Origin of the sequence: Aeromicrobium sp. CFBP 8757, from assembly GCF_014841755.1 — a bacterium.
GTDB lineage: Bacteria > Actinomycetota > Actinomycetes > Propionibacteriales > Nocardioidaceae > Aeromicrobium.
This window is the reverse complement of record NZ_JACYUM010000012.1, coordinates 15999-31327: the sequence shown is the minus strand read 5'-3', so window position 1 is coordinate 31327 and position 15329 is coordinate 15999. Positions and strand designations below refer to the sequence as shown.

The following is a 15329-nucleotide window of genomic DNA, read 5'->3' as shown; positions in this document are numbered from 1 at the left end:
CCACCAGAACCCACCACCCAGAAAGAGGTCACACATGTTCCGACGCACCACCCTCACCGCCGTCGCGGGGCTCGCCCTGCTCGTCACGGGCTGCTCGACAGGATCGGAGGAGTCGACCAAGGAGGCGTCCGGCGAGAAGCGGGAGGCGGCCACCACCGGACGCGTCGCCGTCTCGACGCCCGGCGGCATCGCCGTCCTCGACCCGACGACGCTCGACGTCGTCGACACGTTCACGACCGAGGAGTTCACCCGCCTCAACGCCGCCGGCGACGGCCGCCACGTCTTCGTCACCACGTCGAAGGGCTTCCAGGTGCTCGACACCGCGGCTCCCGAGCTGACCGACACGACGGTGCCGGCCACGACCGCGGGCCACGTCGTCCGGCACGCCGACAAGACGGTGCTGTTCGACGACGGCACCGGCACGACGACGGTCCTCGAGACCGACGACCTCACGAAGACCGTCGGCACCCACACCGCACCGGCCGCCCACCACGGCGTGTCGATCGTGCTCGAGGACGGCACGCTGCTGACCACCAAGGGCGACGAGACCGCGCGGTCCGGAGCCGTCGCGATGCGGGAGGAGGACGGCGACTGGACCGAGACCGCCACGAGCAACCAGTGCCCCGGCATCCACGGCGAGGGCACCACGCAGGGCGAGGCCGTCGTCTTCGGCTGCGAGGACGGGGCCCTGCTCTACTCGGGCGGCGCGTTCGAGAAGCTCGACGCGCCGGACGAGTTCGGCCGCATGGGCAACGCGTACGTCTCCGAGACCAGCCCGATCGTCGTCGGCGACTACAAGACCGACCCCGACGCCGAGGGCTACCTGCTCAACTCGGTCGCGCTGATCGACACGCAGGAGAAGTCGCTAGACGTCGTCGACCTGCCCGACGAGGTCCAGTACACGTTCCGCGACGTCGCCCGTGGGCCCGGCGACCGCGCGTACATCCTCTCGACCGACGGCAACGTCCACGTGCTGGAGCCGACGACCGGCGAGATCGTCGACGAGTTCCCGGTGGTCCAGCCGTGGGAGGGTCCCGTCGAGTGGCAGGACGCCCACCCGGCGATCAGCGTCGATGGTGACGTCGCCTACGTGACCGAGCCGGCGACGAGCTCGGTGCACGCCGTCGACCTGACGACCGGCGAGGTCACCGCGACCACGCAGCTCGACGCCGTCCCCAACGAGATCGCCGTGGCGCTCGGCTAGGCCGTGGCCGACACCGTCCACGACAGGTGGGACGTGTAGGTCTGCCCGGGCCGGAGCTCCGCCGAGGGCCACTCGGGGTGGTTCGGCGAGTCGGGGAACGTCTGCGGCTCGAGCGCGATGCCGTCGCCCTGGCGGAGCAGGACCCCGGACGTCGACCGGCGCTGCCCGTCGAGGAAGTTGCCGGTGTAGACCTGCAGGCCCGGCTGGTCGGACGTCAGCTCGAGCCGGGTGCGGGTCGTCGGGCAGTCGAGCTGCGCGACGACCCGCGAGCCCGATCCGTCGAGCACGTAGTTGTGGTCGATGCCCGACGCCGCCACGACCTGCGGGTGGGCCGACCGCACGGCCTCGCCGACGACGGTGGGCTCGCGCAGGTCGAACGGCGTGCCCTCGACCGCCGCGTGGTCGCCCTCGGGGATGCCGGCGGCGTCGACCGGTGTGTACCGCTCGGCGGCGACGCGCAGCAGGTGCTCGTCGGCGGTGCCGGCGCCCTCGCCGGCGAGGTTGAAGTAGACGTGGCTCGTCATGTTGACGACGGTCGGCGCCGAGGTGGTGGCGGTCATGACGACGTCGACACGGTCGTCGACCACCGTGAACGTCACGGTCGCGCGCACCTCGCCCGGGAACCCCTGGTCTCCGTCGGGGCTCGTCAGCGCGAGCTCGACCGACGTGTCGTCGTGACGCTCGACGCTCCAGGTGCGGCGGTCGAAGCCGTCGGGACCGCCGTGCAGGGAGTGGCCGCGGTCGTTCGTGCCGACCTCGTGCCCGACACCGTCGAGCTCGAAGCGGCCGTCGGCGATGCGGTTGGCGTAGCGGCCGATCGTGCCGCCGATGTAGAAGGTGGAGTCGAGGTGCTCCTGGGGCGTCGGGTGGCCCAGCACGACGTTGCGGCGCACGCCGTCGCCGCCCGTCACGTCGAGGCGGTGCACCGTCGCGCCCAGGTCGAGCACCTGCAGCTCGACGCCCGGCGCCCTGCCGATCGTCACGACCTGCACGTCGCGGCCGTCGTCCAGCTGTCCCACCGTCTCGACTGTCATGCCCCGAGTCTGTCCTAGGCTCGCGACATGCCCGCGACCTGGCCCCTGACCACCGAGCGGCTCGCGCTGCGTCCCGTCGAGCCGGACGACTTCGACGCGATCTGGTCGTACCGCAGCCGCCCGGACGTCCGGCGCTGGCTGGGCGGCTCGCTCGACCGCGACGAGGTGCGACAGCGCTTCCTCGAGCCCGAGGACCGCCGCACCCTGCTGGTCGTGCTGCACGACGGCGACGTCGTCGGCGACCTGATGCTGATCGTGCAGGACGCGTGGTCGCAGCGCGAGGCCGTCGAGCAGGCCCGCGCCTCGGTGGGCCTGCTCGGCTGGGCGATGCACCCCGACGCCGGCGGCCGCGGGCTCGCGACCGAGGCGGTGCGCGAGCTCGTGCGGCACGCCTTCGACGACGTCGGGGTGCGACGCGTCGTCGCCGAGTGCTTCGCCGACAACGAGCCGTCGTGGCGCCTCATGGAGCGCATCGGGATGCGCCGCGAGGCCCACCACGTCCTCGACTCGATGCACCGCGACCTCGGCTGGCAGGACGAGTACGTCTACGCCCTGCTGGCCGAGGAGCGGCGCTGACCGACCGTCAGGCGGCGCCGAACGTCGACGCGTCGATGACGAAGCGGTAGCGGACGTCCGAGGCGAGCACGCGCTCGTACGCCTCGTTGATCGCGGAGGCGTCGATGACCTCGATCTCGGAGCCGATGCCGTGCTCGCCGCAGAAGTCGAGCATCTCCTGCGTCTCGGCGATGCCGCCGATCATGGAGCCCGCGACCGACTTGCGGCCCTGGATCAGCGACATCGCGCTGATCTCGATGGGCTTCGGCGGGGCGCCGACGTTGACGAGCGTCCCGCCGACGGCCAGCAGGCCCAGGTAGTCGTTGAAGTCGACCGAGGCGCTGACGGTGTTGACGATCAGGTCGAAGCGGGCCGCGAGCTGGTCGAACGTGTCGGGGTCGCTCGTCGCGAAGTAGCTGTCGGCACCGAGACGCAGACCGTCCTCCTGCTTCTTGAGCGACTGCGACAGCACCGTGACCTCGGCGCCGAGCGCGTGGGCGATCTTGACGGCCATGTGGCCGAGGCCGCCGAGGCCGACGACCGCGACCTTCTTGCCGGGGCCGGCGCCCCAGTGCCGCAGCGGCGAGTACGTCGTGATGCCGGCGCACAGCAGCGGCGCGGCGGCGGCGAGGTCGATGCCGTCCGGCACCGAGAGGACGTAGTCGGCGTCGACGACGACGTGGGTCGAGTAGCCGCCCTGCGTGATGGTGCCGTCGACGTCGGTCGCGCCGTACGTGCCGATCATGCCCTTGACGCAGAACTGCTCGTCGCCACCCGTGCAGCTGGCGCACTCGCCGCACGAGTTGACCATGCAGCCGACGCCGACGTGGTCGCCGACGGCGTGACGGGTGACGTCCGAGCCGATCTCGGTGACGGTGCCGACGATCTCGTGGCCGGGGGCCAGCGGGTACTGCTGCGGGCCCCAGTCACCCTGCACGGTGTGGATGTCGGAGTGGCAGATGCCGGCGAACGCGATCTCGATCAGGACGTCGTTGGCACCGACGTCGCGGCGCTCGATCTCGAGGGGGGCGAGGGGCTCGCCGGCGGCGGGGGCGGCATAGGCGTTGACGCGCATGGAGGTCGTCCTTCGGTGTCGGGGAGGCGGGACGCGGTGGCGTCCGCCCTCTCCATGCAACACGGACCCGCCGCGTCCCGCAGCCCGAGCGGCGCACGACGTCACCCTTGTCACACGGGTCAGCCGCCGCGACGGACGTCCCGGGGCGTGAGGCCCCACCACCGCCGGCAGGCCCGGCTCAGCACCGCCTGCTCCGAGAAGCCCAGCAGGCCCGCGACCTGGCTGAGCGGCAGGTCGGTCGTGACGAGGTAGCGGCGCGCGGCGTCGCGGCGCACGTCGTCGAGGACGGCCGCGAACGTCGTCCCCTCGCCGGCGAGCCGGCGCTGCAGGGTGCGCGGGTGCAGGTCGAGCAGCCGCGCCACCGCGTCGATGCCGGGGGCACTCGTGCCGAGCAGCTGCTGCAGGGCGCCGCGCGTCCGCGACGTCAGCAGCACGTCGCCGGCGGGCGACTGGCGGGCCAGGAAGTCGAGGGCCATCTGCCGCACGGTCTCGTCGCGCACCGCGAGCGGCAGGTCGCCGAGGCTCGACGGCAGCCGCAGCAGGGCAGCCGGACGCCCGAACCGCACCTGCACGCCGAAGAACTCCTCGTAGACGGCGCGCGGCGCGAGCGGCTGGTGCGGCAGGTCGACCGTGCGCAGCCCGTACGAGCCGCCCACCAGCGAGACGATCGCGCGGTGCAGCGAGCCGAGGCTGACGTCGGTGCCCTGCCGCGGCGGGTCGATCCCCGCCGGCGTGACGTCGTACCGCAGCGCCTCGACGCCGCGGACCCCGTCGGGATCGGGCTGCAGCCAGATGCGCATGCCCGGCGCGTGCACGAACAGGTAGCGCGAGGTCGCCTCCAGCGCGTCGCCGACCGATGGCGCGTTCTGGATCGCGAGGGCCAGCGGGCCCAGCAGCGAGACGTCCTGCCGTCCCGCGATCCGCAGACCGAGGTCGGGGCAGTGCAGCTCGGCGGCGGCGATCTCGAGCACCCGGGCGAGGGCGACGTCCTCGACCAGCACGTCGTCGGCGTCGAGCGCGGCGACGGGCACACCGGCTCGTCGCGCGATGTCGGCGGGGTCGCCACCGAGCTCCTCGACCACGTCGCGGAACCCCCGGATGCCGGCGGAACGGATGACGGGCATGTCGTCAAAGATCAAACAGTTGTCGTGCGAAGTCAAGTTTCGCGCGGGTCGCAGGAGCAGACTGGACGCATGACTTCTTCCGACGCCACCGCCCTGCCGCTGCCCCAGCACGTCGACGTCGTCGTCGTCGGCGCCGGCCTGTCCGGCATCGGGGCCGGCTACCGGCTCCAGACCGAGTGCCCCGAGAAGAGCTACCTGATCCTCGAGTCGCGCGACACGATGGGTGGCACGTGGGACCTCTTCCGCTACCCGGGCGTGCGCTCCGACAGCGACATGTTCACGCTCGGCTACCAGTTCAAGCCGTGGCGCGACGCCAAGTCGATCGCCGACGGGCCGACGATCCTCGAGTACATCCGCGAGACCGCCGACGAGTTCGGCATCGACGAGCACATCCGCTACGGCACCAAGGTCGTGTCGGCCGACTTCTCGACCACCGACTCGCGGTGGACGCTGACGCTGTCGCGCGACGGTGTCGAGACGACCATGACGTGCGGCTTCCTCTACTCGTGCGCCGGCTACTACGACTACGACGACACGTACCGCCCCGAGTTCCCGGGCATCGACGACTTCGCCGGCGAGGTCGTGCACCCGCAGTACTGGCCCGAGGAGCTCGACTACGCCGGCAAGCGCGTCGTCGTGATCGGCAGCGGCGCGACGGCCGTGACGCTCATCCCGTCCATGACGAAGGACGGCGAGCAGTCGGGCCGCGCCGCGCACGTCACGATGCTGCAGCGCAGCCCCACGTGGATCAGCGCCGTCCCGAGCCGCGACAAGAAGGCCGACTGGCTGCGCGACCACCTGCCCGCCGACGTCGCACACACGTTGATCCGCTCGAAGAACATCGCGTTCGGCACGGCGTTCTACCAGTTCTGCCGCCGCCGTCCGCAGCAGGCGCGCAAGATCCTGCTGGGCCTGACGACCAAGATCCTCAAGGACGAGCAGATGGTCGCCGACCACTTCACGCCGTCGTACGACCCGTGGGACCAGCGCCTGTGCGCCGTCCCGAGCGGCGACCTGTTCAAGAGCCTCAAGAGCGGCGACGCCGAGATCGTGACCGACACGATCGACTCGTTCGTCCCCGAGGGCATCCGCCTGACGTCGGGCCGCGTGCTCGAGGCGGACGTCGTCGTCACCGCGACGGGCCTCAAGCTGCTGGCCTTCGGCGGCATCAAGCCGCAGGTCGACGGCGTGACCGTCCCGCTGTCGGAGCAGTTCGTGTGGCAGGGCGCCATGATGACCGGCGTGCCGAACTTCGCGGTCTGCATCGGCTACACCAACGCGTCGTGGACGCTGCGCGCCGACCTGTCGCACCGCCTGGTGTGCAAGGTGCTGGGCTGGATGGACGAGAAGGGCTACCCCGCCGTCGCGCCGAGCCCCGACCGCCCGCTGACCGAGCGTCCCCTGCTCGACCTCGCGGCCGGGTACGTCCAGCGCTCGATCGACGCGTTCCCGCGGCAGGGCGACAGCGGACCGTGGCGCGTCCGCCAGAACTACGTGCTCGACTCGCTGACCACGATGCGCACCGACCTGGCCAGGACGCTGAAGCCCGTCACGCCGGCGCGCGCCGAGAAGGTGGCCTCGTGAGCACCGGCACGATGCGCGCGCAGCGCCTCGACACCGCGACGCTGACGTTCGAGGTCACCGACGTCCCGATCCCCACCCCGGGACCGGGCGAGGTGCTGATCAAGGTCGCGTTCTGCGGCATCTGCCACTCCGACCTGTCGCTGCTCGACGGCACGTTCCCGGCGATGGGCCCCCAGGTCATCACGCAGGGCCACGAGGCCTCGGGCACGATCGCCGAGCTCGGGCCGGACGTCGTCGGCTGGTCGGTCGGCGACCGGGTCGTGCCGGCCGCCGGGCGTCCGTGCGGGCAGTGCCACTTCTGCCTGCGGGCCGACTACGGGCACTGCACGGCGCTGCAGCTCATGGCGTTCGCGTACGACGGGGCGTGGGCCGAGTACACCGTCGCGCAGGCGCCGGGCCTGACCCGCATCCCCGACAACGTCTCGATGGAGCAGGCCGCGATCCTCGCCGACGCCGTGTCGACGCCGTACGGCGCGGTCGTGCACACCGGGCAGGTGCGGGTCGGCGAGTCGGTCGGCGTCTGGGGAGCCGGCGGCGTCGGCACCCACGTCGTCCAGCTGGCCCGCCTGGTCGGCGCGAGCCCGATCGTCGCGGTCGACCTCGACGAGACCGTGCGCCAGCGGGCGCTCGACCTGGGGGCCGACCTGGCCCTCGACTCGCGCGACCCCGACCTCGCGGCGAAGATCCTCGAGATCACGGGTGGGGTGGGCCTCGACGTGGCCTTCGACGCCGTCGGCCTCAAGGTCACCTTCGACCAGGCGATGGCCTCGCTCGGCAACGGCGGACGTCTCGTCGGCGTCGGCATGAGCGGCGAGGAGTGGGGCCTGGGCGCCAGCATGTGGTTCAACCTGAGCCGCAAGCAGGTGCTCGGCCACCTGGGCTACGAGCCCGCCGACATCGGCACGCTGGCCCGCCTGGTCTCGACCGGACGCCTCGACCTGAGCCGCTCGATCAGCGGCATCGTCCCGCTCGAGGACGTCGCCGAGGGCATCCGCATCCTGCACGAGCGCGAGGGGAGCCCCGTCCGCATCCTGGTCCAGCCCTAGGACGGGGCACCCCTGCGTCGTCAGATGACGACGAGCTCCTCGGCGTGCTCGAACGGCGTCTCGTCGCCCTCGTCGGTCGCGGCGGGACGCTGCTTCGTCACGAGCACCAGCGAGAGTACGGCGGCCAGGATCAGTGCGCCGAGGCCCCAGGTGAACGCGACGGTGTAGCCGTGCACGAGACCCTCGGGCGTCTGCGCCACGCCGTTGGCGGTGATGTAGCCGGCCGTGGCCGACGCCGCGATGGTGTTGAGCAGCGCCGTGCCGAGCGATCCGCCCACCTGCTGGGTCGTGTTGACCAGCGCGCTGGCGACGCCGGCGTCGTGGTCCTCGACGCCCACGAGCGCGGTGCTCGAGAGGGCGACGAACGCCAGGCCCATGCCGATGCTCATGACGATCTGCGCGGGCAGGACGACGGTGAGGTAGCTGTCGTCGACCGTGATCTGCGTGAACAGCGCCATGCCGATCGCGGCCATGACCGTGCCGCCGACCATCAGCGGACGCGGTCCGACGCGGGGCAGGAAGCCGCTCGCCACGCCGGCGCCGATCACGACGCCGACGCTGAACGGCAGGAACGCGAGCCCCGACTTCACGGCGGAGTACTGGAGCGTGCCCTGCATGTAGTAGACGAGGAACAGGAACATCCCGAACAGCGCGAGGCCCAGCAGCAGCGAGACGAGGAACGCGGCGGCGCGGTTGCGCTCGGTGAACACGCGTGGCGGCAGCAGCGGCTCGGCGGTGTTCATCTCGATGACGACGAAGGCGACCAGCAGGACTGCCGCCGCGACGAGCAGCGAGATCGTGCCGGCCGAGGACCAGCCGTCCTCGGACGCCATGGTGAACCCATAGACGAGGGCGCCGAGACCCAGGGTGCTCGTGACGACGCCGGGGATGTCGTAGCGGGCCTTGCCCTCGGCGCGGCTCTCGCGCACGAGCAGGTAGGCGGCGACGGCCGTCGCGATCGCGATGGGGGTGTTGACGAGCAGCGTCCAGCGCCACGACGCGTACTCGGTCAGCACGCCGCCGAGGATCAGGCCGAGCGCGGCGCCACCACCGGAGATGCCGCCGTAGACGCCGAACGCCTTGGCACGCTCCTTCGGCTCGGTGAACGTGACGGTGATGAGCGACAGGGCAGCGGGAGCCATGAGCGCGGCGAACGCACCCTGCAGCGCGCGGGCGCCGAACAGCTCGATCTGGTTCTGTGCGAGGCCGCCGACCGCCGAGGCGATGCCGAAGCCCACCAGGCCGATGATGAAGGCGCGCTTGCGGCCGACGAAGTCGGCGACGCGACCGCCGAGCAGGAGCAGTCCGCCGAACGCCAGGGCGTAGGCCGTCACGACCCACTGGCGGTTGGCGTCGGAGATCCCGAGCGCCTCCTGGGCGGACGGGAGGGCGATGTTCACGATGCTGGCGTCCAGCACCACCATCAGCTGCGCGACCGCGATGACGACGAGCGCCAGCCATCGCCGCGGGTCGACGTCCGTGGACGTCGTGGAGAGAGGAGAGGTCATGTCCACACCGTACGATTCGAGATCGTCCGAGTCGAGATGATCTGAGTGTGACTAATCCGACGTTGACCACGTTGTCGCGAGGGGATATCGTCCGGGCATGGGAGCAGTGCAGACCGATCGGACGACGACCAAGCCAATGACGGCGTGCGAGAGCTTCCCGAACGACCTCACGATCCTGCTGCACGCGGCCGTCAACCAGGTCACGATCTACCTCGACCGCGCAGCCGTCGAGATGGGTCTCAACGACGCCCGTGACTGGCTCGTGCTGGCGGCCCTCGACGACGGCCAGCAGCGCACGCAGCTCGAGCTGAGCCGTGTGGTGTGCGTCGACAAGACGACCCTGATCACGGTGCTCGACCGCCTCGAGAAGCAGGAGCTCGTCGTCCGCACGGTCGATCCGTCCGACCGCCGCGTCCGCATCCCGCAGATCACCGATGCCGGCCGACGCGTCTACGCGACGTTCGCGGTCGCCCGCGACGAGGCCGAGGCCCGTGCCCTCGACGGCGTCAGCGCCGGCGACCGGGCCGTGCTGGTCGACATCCTCGGCCGCATCGCCCGCGGTCCCGACGCCGACGTCCCCGCGTCCTGACCGCACACCTGGTCGTCGGCCACCCCGCCGACGCGACGTGGCCGGCGGTCGCCGAGCTGACCGTGCCGGCCCTGCTGCTGCGCACGACGGACGCCCCGTGGGGCGAGCTCGTGCACGTGTACGTCCCCCACGGGCCGACCGTCGCGTTCACCCGCCGCGACACCCGCTCGCCGGGCATCGCGCGCGCTGCGGCGATCGCGCACGCCGCGGGCTTCGCGACCGCCGTCCGCTCCCCCGGCGGCCGGATGGTCGCGTACGACGAGGGCGCCGTCGTGGTCGACCACGTCAACGGCCGCGACTCGTTCGCCCTCAACGCCGACCACCACGCCCGGGTGCTGAGGTCGCTCGGCGTCGACGCGCGCGTCGGCGAGGTCGAGGGCGAGTACTGCCCCGGTGAGTTCAGCGTCAACGTCGGCGGACGGTTCAAGGTCGTCGGCTCGGCCCAGCGCATCACGCCGACCGGCTCGCTGTTCAGCACCGTCGTGCAGGTCGCGACGTCCGACCGGGTGCACGACGTGATCGTCGCGGTCTCGGAGGCCCTGGGCTACGAGCTGCAGGAGTCGACGATCGGTGGTCTGAGGGACGTGCGGTCCGACCTGACCCCCGCACAGGTCGCCGCCGCCCTCGCGGACGACTACCGGCAACGCCTGGGCACGACCGACGAGCCACTCGACCCGTGGGTGGCAGGGCTGGCAGCCGAGGCGGCCGAACGCCCACGCATCGACGTCCCGGCGGACGTCGACGCGTGGGCGCGGTCCCGCGCTACCTGACGCGCAGCACCCGCTTCGTCGACGTCTTGCCCTTCAGCGTGTCGTTGCCGGAGTACACGACGACCAGCGTGTGCTTGCCCTTCGGCAGCTTCGGCACCGTCACGGTCCGCCTGCCCTTGTCGCCGGCCCGCAGCGTCACGGTCTTGAGGGTCTTCGACCCCTTCTTGATCGCGAAGGTGCCGGTCGGAGAGCCGCCGCCGCGCGCCGACACGACCACGGTGGCCTTGGCGTTGCGACCGACCTTGACCGAGCTGGGCGAGATCTTGAACGACACGGACGCGGACCCGAGTCCCGCCGAGACGACCTGCGTGACCTGCGGCGCGGTGGAGCCCTCGAACAGGTCGTCGCCCTCGTAGACCGCGACGACCGGCACGCTGCCGGCGGACGCGAACGTCGTGCTCAGCGTCGCCCGACCATCGACACCCAGAGCGGCACTGCCGAGGCGGTTGCTCTCAGCCGTGCCGCCGGCGTAGAAGGCGACCCGGCCGGTAGGCGTCGCGCCTGTCGTCGTCACCGCGGAGACGCTGGCCACGAGCGACGTCAACCGACCGGGGGTCGCGACGGCGGCCGGGACGATCGAGGTGTCGGTCGTCTTGAACGCGCTGGTCCGCACGAAGTTGTCGAGCAGCTGACGCCACACGTCCCACGAGTGGATGCCGTCGACGTCGAACGACGTGACGTCGACCCCGAGGGCGCGCAGGCCGTTGGCACGGGCGATCGAGCTGGCATTGATGTCGATCAGGAAGTCCTGCTTGCCCGCACCGCTGTGGATGCTGCCCTTGACCGACTTCATGCGCTGCAGCTGCTCGGCGGTCGGCGCCGTGTAGGCCGCGGCGGAGCTCCACAGGCCGTAGTAGCCGAAGAGGTCCGTGTTGTCGTACAGCAGGGTCAGACCTCGGGCACCGCCCGCCGACAGACCGGCGAAGGCTCGATCGTCGGACTTCTTCGAGACGTTGTAGCCGGCTTCGACGAAGGGGATGACATTGTTCCTCAGGTCGTTCGCGTAGGCCTGGTTGCCCGACAGGCCGTTGAAGTTCGTCATGACCAGGACGGCCGGCTGGGCCTCACCGTCCTTCACGGCGTTCTCGAGGATGTACTGCGCCACGCCCTGCGTCGCCCAGTCGGTCTCGTTGCCGCCGCCACCGTGGCTGAGGTAGAGCGTCGGGTAGGCCGCGGCCCGGTTCTTGTCGTACCCGGCGGGCAGGTAGACCGTGACTCGCCGGGTCGCCGCGGCGTCCGTCGGCAGGGGCGAGGCGTAGCTGCTGTTGACCAACATGCCGGTGCGGGCGGGCGAGGTCGGTGCCTGGTAGTCGTTGTCGTACGTCGGGAACTTGGAGCTCTGCGGCACGTACACCTGGCTCAGCGTCTGCTGCGTGGCGCCCGGCAGGTCGGCCGACAGCGGTAGGTTCTCCGGATCCGGATACTTGGTGCAGCCCGACGCGTTCGGGGTCGTGCACCCGTGCGTGAACGAGTACGAGAACGTGCCGGACGGCAGCGGTGTCGTGTACGTCCAGATGCCGTCCGTGTCCTTGGTCATCTCGATCGTCCGCCAGGCGTTGCTGTAGCCGGCGAGCACGTCCCCCGGCTGCCAGTCCTTGCCGGTTCGCAGGTCGGCCGTCGTCTGCGAGACGATCGACGACGGCTTCGAGAACAGCCACTCGCCGTAGACCTGCACCGACGTGACGTCGTCGGGAGCGTCGTAGCGGAACGTGGCCGAGTAGCCGGTCGGCCCGTCGCCGGTGTAGGTGACGGTCGGTCCGACGGCCTCCACGGCCGACGCCGGAGCCGCTCCGAGCAGTCCGACGACGACGCTCACGGCCGCCGCGAACGTCACCCCCGTCGCCCTGCGTCGTCTCGTGATCTGACTGTCCATGCGCTTCTCCACCCCTCAGGGCCCACCGAACCGGCGAGTCGTTCATGTGATCGTCGTCACCTCGTGACACTCTGTCAACTGAAGTGTGAGAAGTGAACGCACAGCGAGACTTCTGTCAGGTTCAGGCCGAATCATCGATCGGGAGGGGGGCTCGATGGCGGGACGTGCCACATCGGGCACTCACCCGGCGAGCCGCCGGCGGGTCGTGGCCGCACTTGGGCAGATCTCTCCGTGCAGCCGCGCCCAGCTGGTCGAGCGCTCGGGTCTGTCGCGGGCGACCGTGGGCCTGGTCGTCTCCGACCTCGTGGCGGAGGGGCTGGTGCTCGAGACGCGCGAGCGTCCCGAATCGGGCGGTCGGGGACGGGCGCCCGCCGTCCTGCGATGGTCGGAGGACGCCGGCCTCGTGGCCGGCATCGACGTGGGGCACAGCCACGTCACGGTCGCGATCGCGACGGTCGACGCGGCCGTCATCGCCGAGGAGACCAGCTCGTTCCCGGTCGACACCTCGCCGCACGACACGATCATGCGGTGCGTCTCACTCGTCTCCGTGGCGCTCGAGCGGTGTGGACGCGGACTCGGCGACCTCGTCGGTGCGGCGGTGGGCGTCCCCGCACCCATCGCACCCGACGCCCGCACCGTCACCGAGGGGATCGTGATGGAGCGATGGAACGGCATCGACATCGTCGAGACGTTCGAGGCGTGCCTCGGGGTCGGGGTGACGATCGAGAACGACGCCAACCTGGGTGCGCTCGCCGAGCAGCGTTTCGCCGCGTCGGGTGCCGGTGACGACCTCGTCTACGTCAAGGTCGGCTCGGGCATCGGCGCCGGGGTCATCTCGAACGGTCGACTCGTGCACGGGTTCTCCGGTACGGCTGGAGAGCTCGGTCACCTCTCGGTGCGCCCCGACGGTCGGGTGTGCCGGTGCGGCAACCGCGGCTGCCTCGAGACCGTCGTCGCGATCCCTTCCATCGTCGACGACCTGACCGCTGCCCACCCGGGACTGCATGACCTTGCAGGGCTCGTCCACCTGCTCGACCGCGGCGACGTCGGTGCCCGCCGAGCCGTCAACGACGCCGGCTTCGCCCTGGGCAAGGCCCTCGCCTCCACGGTGTGCCTGCTGTCGCCGTCGCAGATCGTCGTCAACGGCTTCGACGAGACGACGTGCGACAGCTTCCTCGAAGGCCTCCGGTCGGGCGTGGCCAGATTCTTCCGTGTCGGCCACTGGCAGGACCTCACGATCCGCGACAGCACGTTCGGGGACCGCAACGAGCTGCTCGGGGCCGTCCAGCTCGCGATCGTGACCTCGACGCCGGCAGCTACTTCGTCGTGACGACCTGCACGTGGCACGTGCCGCCCTCGGCGGCGACGGGGATCTTGACGATCTCGAACGTCGTCGACCCGCCCGCCTTGACCTTCGGCACCTGCTTCGTCACGGCGGCCTGCGGTGTCGCGGCCGGCAGGCCGACGTTGACCGTCACCTGGAACGTCACGGGCGCCTTGGTGTCGTTGGCCAGCGCGCCCGTCGCGGTGTAGGTGCCGGTGCCGTCGGCCTCGCAGCGGAAGTCCGACAGCGCCTCCGGCACGGGGGTGCCGGTCGGCGGCGGATTGGTCGGCGCGCCCGCGGCCGGCGCAGGTGTGGTCGCCTGGCCGGCAGGCTCCGACGATCCGCCGCTGCACGCCCCCAGGACGAGCAGGAGTGCCACCGCCGCGAATCGCATGGGGCCATCCCATCACGCCCCGCATTCCGCTCGGCGCAGGCTCGCGCTGCCCTGTAGCGTCTTCGCATGACGACGACGAGCACGGCACGCCGCATCGCCTTCGAGGCCCTCGGCTGGCTCCTCCTGGTCGCCGGCATCGCCGCCCTGATCCTCCCCGGCCCCGGCCTGCTGGGCGTCTTCGCCGGCCTCGCGATCCTGTCGCAGCAGTACGAGTGGGCCGAGCGGCGCGTGCGTCCCATCGAGGTCGTGGCGCTGAAGTCGGCCGCGCAGAGCGTCCAGACGTGGCCGCGCATCCTCGGCAGCGTCGCCGGTGCGCTCGCGCTCGCCGCGATCGGCGTCTTCTGGGGCATCCGGCCCGACGCACCCGGCTGGTGGCCCGTGGCCGACAAGTGGTGGCTCGTCGGCGGGTGGGGCACCGGCGCGACGCTCATCGGCTCGTGCGTCATCGCTCTCGCGACGATCGTCTACAGCTACCGCCGGTTCCGCGGCGTCCAGGACCCGGAGGGCGAGGCCGTGCGGGTCTCGACCCCCGAGGACGACTGACGGCTCAGAGCGAGTCGTCGACCTCGAACCACGTCAGCACCGGGGCGGCGGCCAGCAGCGGCGGCATGTCGGTGACGGCACCCGGTCCGGCCCGGAACTCGCGGTAGGCGGCGTCGGCCTCGGGCGACTCCCACGTCTCGTACGCGATCCAGTGCGAGGGGTCGTTGGCGTCCACCAGGACGTCGACGCCGAGGTTGCCGTCGAAGGCACGCGTCTCGGTGAGCACGCGGTTGATCACAGTCCGTGCCTCGTCCAGCTGGGTGGGGTCGAAGCGGAGGTCGAGCGTCGCGATGATGGCCATGCGGCCCACCCTACGACGCAGCGGCCAGCCGCTCGATCCGCACCAGCGCCAGCGCGCACACCACGAGGTATCCCGGCGCCCACCACGGCACCTCGAACGACACGACGCACCCGCCGTCCGTCGGCGTGACGCGGTGCTTCGTCGCGGGGACGCCGGCGACCGACCACGCCCACGAGCGTCCGTCCTCGAACTCGGTGATCGTGAACGGCAGGCTGACCCCCACGGCGGTGCGGACGGTGCCCGTGGCGCCGGGCCCGATGACGCCACCGGGCACCGTGCCACCGGCGACCGTCGGCCCCCACCGTGGCCAGTCGTCGACGTGCGTCAGCAGGCGCCACGCCACCTCGGGCGGACTGGCGATCTCACGTGACACCGACGGACCCATGCGACCGAGCCTAGGCGACA

The 15329-nt window shown here is 71.4% G+C and carries 16 protein-coding genes; 8 read left to right on the top strand and 8 right to left on the bottom strand.

All coding sequences use genetic code 11. The features are described from left to right. Positions 1-34 precede the first annotated feature (34 nt). Positions 35-1204, top strand: coding sequence for a zinc metallochaperone AztD (gene aztD / locus IFT73_RS18075; RefSeq protein WP_192168828.1), 1170 nt, complete (start codon positions 35-37; stop codon positions 1202-1204). Here the strand turns inward: aztD and IFT73_RS18070 are convergent. Then, positions 1201-2238, bottom strand: a complete 1038-nt coding sequence (locus tag IFT73_RS18070) for an aldose epimerase family protein (RefSeq protein ID WP_192168827.1) — start codon at positions 2236-2238, stop codon at positions 1201-1203. The genes aztD and IFT73_RS18070 overlap by 4 nt on opposite strands. A 27-nt stretch (positions 2239-2265) precedes the next feature. Here IFT73_RS18070 and IFT73_RS18065 point away from each other — a divergent pair, with 27 nt between their 5' ends. Beyond that, complete coding sequence (locus IFT73_RS18065) at positions 2266-2814, top strand: GNAT family N-acetyltransferase (protein WP_192168826.1); 549 nt, start codon at positions 2266-2268, stop codon at positions 2812-2814. Positions 2815-2821: 7 nt separating this feature from the next. Here IFT73_RS18065 and IFT73_RS18060 read toward each other — a convergent pair whose 3' ends face one another. Both IFT73_RS18060 and IFT73_RS18055 read right to left on the bottom strand, forming a co-directional pair. Then, on the bottom strand, positions 2822-3868 hold the full coding sequence (locus IFT73_RS18060; RefSeq protein ID WP_056605146.1) for an NAD(P)-dependent alcohol dehydrogenase: 1047 nt from the start codon (positions 3866-3868) through the stop codon (positions 2822-2824). Positions 3869-3987: 119 nt separating this feature from the next. After that, positions 3988-4992, bottom strand: coding sequence for an AraC family transcriptional regulator (locus IFT73_RS18055; protein WP_056605143.1), 1005 nt, complete (start codon positions 4990-4992; stop codon positions 3988-3990). A 69-nt stretch (positions 4993-5061) separates the two neighbouring features. Between IFT73_RS18055 and IFT73_RS18050 the strand changes: the two genes are divergently transcribed. Both IFT73_RS18050 and IFT73_RS18045 read left to right on the top strand, forming a co-directional pair. Further along, the gene (locus tag IFT73_RS18050; protein ID WP_192168825.1) at positions 5062-6576 is read left to right on the top strand and encodes an NAD(P)/FAD-dependent oxidoreductase; all 1515 of its coding nucleotides are present in this window, start codon (positions 5062-5064) and stop codon (positions 6574-6576) included. 11 nt (positions 6577-6587) lie between these two features. Further along, positions 6588-7622 (top strand): zinc-binding dehydrogenase, encoded by a 1035-nt coding sequence (locus IFT73_RS18045; RefSeq protein ID WP_192168841.1) that lies wholly within the window; start codon positions 6588-6590, stop codon positions 7620-7622. A 20-nt stretch (positions 7623-7642) separates the two neighbouring features. Here the strand turns inward: IFT73_RS18045 and IFT73_RS18040 are convergent, their stop codons facing one another. Beyond that, on the bottom strand, positions 7643-9130 hold the full coding sequence (locus IFT73_RS18040; protein WP_192168824.1) for an MFS transporter: 1488 nt from the start codon (positions 9128-9130) through the stop codon (positions 7643-7645). A gap of 97 nt (positions 9131-9227) precedes the next feature. On the opposite strand from IFT73_RS18040, the gene IFT73_RS18035 reads away from it, so the two are divergent. Together IFT73_RS18035 and IFT73_RS18030 are read left to right on the top strand one after the other, a co-directional pair. After that, positions 9228-9719, top strand: coding sequence for a MarR family winged helix-turn-helix transcriptional regulator (locus IFT73_RS18035; protein WP_192168823.1), 492 nt, complete (start codon positions 9228-9230; stop codon positions 9717-9719). A gap of 62 nt (positions 9720-9781) precedes the next feature. Beyond that, entirely contained in the window at positions 9782-10489 is a 708-nt protein-coding gene (locus IFT73_RS18030) for a lipoate--protein ligase family protein (protein WP_192168822.1), read from the top strand. Here IFT73_RS18030 and IFT73_RS18025 read toward each other — a convergent pair. Beyond that, positions 10482-12362 (bottom strand): Ig-like domain repeat protein, encoded by a 1881-nt coding sequence (locus IFT73_RS18025; protein ID WP_192168821.1) that lies wholly within the window; start codon positions 12360-12362, stop codon positions 10482-10484. The genes IFT73_RS18030 and IFT73_RS18025 overlap by 8 nt on opposite strands. A gap of 205 nt (positions 12363-12567) precedes the next feature. On the opposite strand from IFT73_RS18025, the gene IFT73_RS18020 reads away from it, so the two are divergent. Beyond that, positions 12568-13692 (top strand): ROK family transcriptional regulator, encoded by a 1125-nt coding sequence (locus IFT73_RS18020; RefSeq protein WP_192168820.1) that lies wholly within the window; start codon positions 12568-12570, stop codon positions 13690-13692. On the opposite strand, the gene IFT73_RS18015 is transcribed toward IFT73_RS18020, so the two are convergent. Beyond that, positions 13679-14080 carry a hypothetical protein gene (locus IFT73_RS18015; protein WP_192168819.1) on the bottom strand — a complete coding sequence of 134 codons (402 nt, stop codon included), beginning with the start codon at positions 14078-14080 and terminating at the stop codon, positions 13679-13681. The genes IFT73_RS18020 and IFT73_RS18015 overlap by 14 nt on opposite strands. A gap of 66 nt (positions 14081-14146) precedes the next feature. On the opposite strand from IFT73_RS18015, the gene IFT73_RS18010 reads away from it, so the two are divergent. Then, on the top strand, positions 14147-14623 hold the full coding sequence (locus tag IFT73_RS18010) for a PGPGW domain-containing protein (protein WP_192168818.1): 477 nt from the start codon (positions 14147-14149) through the stop codon (positions 14621-14623). 4 nt (positions 14624-14627) lie between these two features. Here IFT73_RS18010 and IFT73_RS18005 read toward each other — a convergent pair whose 3' ends face one another. Both IFT73_RS18005 and IFT73_RS18000 read right to left on the bottom strand, forming a co-directional pair. Continuing rightward, entirely contained in the window at positions 14628-14924 is a 297-nt protein-coding gene (locus tag IFT73_RS18005; protein ID WP_192168817.1) for a putative quinol monooxygenase, read from the bottom strand. 10 nt (positions 14925-14934) lie between these two features. Further along, positions 14935-15309, bottom strand: a complete 375-nt coding sequence (locus IFT73_RS18000) for an SRPBCC family protein (protein ID WP_056605130.1) — start codon at positions 15307-15309, stop codon at positions 14935-14937. Between the last annotated feature and the right edge of the window lie 20 nt (positions 15310-15329).

What these genes read in the sequence shown, in the direction of transcription:
- aztD (WP_192168828.1), top strand. Translation starts at nt 35, where the DNA reads ATGTTCCGACGCACCACCCTCACCGCCGTCGCGGGGCTCGCCCTGCTC.
- IFT73_RS18070 (WP_192168827.1), bottom strand. Translation starts at nt 2,238, where the DNA reads ATGACAGTCGAGACGGTGGGACAGCTGGACGACGGCCGCGACGTGCAG.
- IFT73_RS18065 (WP_192168826.1), top strand. Translation starts at nt 2,266, where the DNA reads ATGCCCGCGACCTGGCCCCTGACCACCGAGCGGCTCGCGCTGCGTCCC.
- IFT73_RS18060 (WP_056605146.1), bottom strand. Translation starts at nt 3,868, where the DNA reads ATGCGCGTCAACGCCTATGCCGCCCCCGCCGCCGGCGAGCCCCTCGCC.
- IFT73_RS18055 (WP_056605143.1), bottom strand. Translation starts at nt 4,992, where the DNA reads ATGCCCGTCATCCGTTCCGCCGGCATCCGGGGGTTCCGCGACGTGGTC.
- IFT73_RS18050 (WP_192168825.1), top strand. Translation starts at nt 5,062, where the DNA reads ATGACTTCTTCCGACGCCACCGCCCTGCCGCTGCCCCAGCACGTCGAC.
- IFT73_RS18045 (WP_192168841.1), top strand. Translation starts at nt 6,588, where the DNA reads ATGCGCGCGCAGCGCCTCGACACCGCGACGCTGACGTTCGAGGTCACC.
- IFT73_RS18040 (WP_192168824.1), bottom strand. Translation starts at nt 9,130, where the DNA reads ATGACCTCTCCTCTCTCCACGACGTCCACGGACGTCGACCCGCGGCGA.
- IFT73_RS18035 (WP_192168823.1), top strand. Translation starts at nt 9,228, where the DNA reads ATGGGAGCAGTGCAGACCGATCGGACGACGACCAAGCCAATGACGGCG.
- IFT73_RS18025 (WP_192168821.1), bottom strand. Translation starts at nt 12,362, where the DNA reads ATGGACAGTCAGATCACGAGACGACGCAGGGCGACGGGGGTGACGTTC.
- IFT73_RS18015 (WP_192168819.1), bottom strand. Translation starts at nt 14,080, where the DNA reads ATGCGATTCGCGGCGGTGGCACTCCTGCTCGTCCTGGGGGCGTGCAGC.
- IFT73_RS18010 (WP_192168818.1), top strand. Translation starts at nt 14,147, where the DNA reads ATGACGACGACGAGCACGGCACGCCGCATCGCCTTCGAGGCCCTCGGC.
- IFT73_RS18005 (WP_192168817.1), bottom strand. Translation starts at nt 14,924, where the DNA reads ATGGCCATCATCGCGACGCTCGACCTCCGCTTCGACCCCACCCAGCTG.
- IFT73_RS18000 (WP_056605130.1), bottom strand. Translation starts at nt 15,309, where the DNA reads ATGGGTCCGTCGGTGTCACGTGAGATCGCCAGTCCGCCCGAGGTGGCG.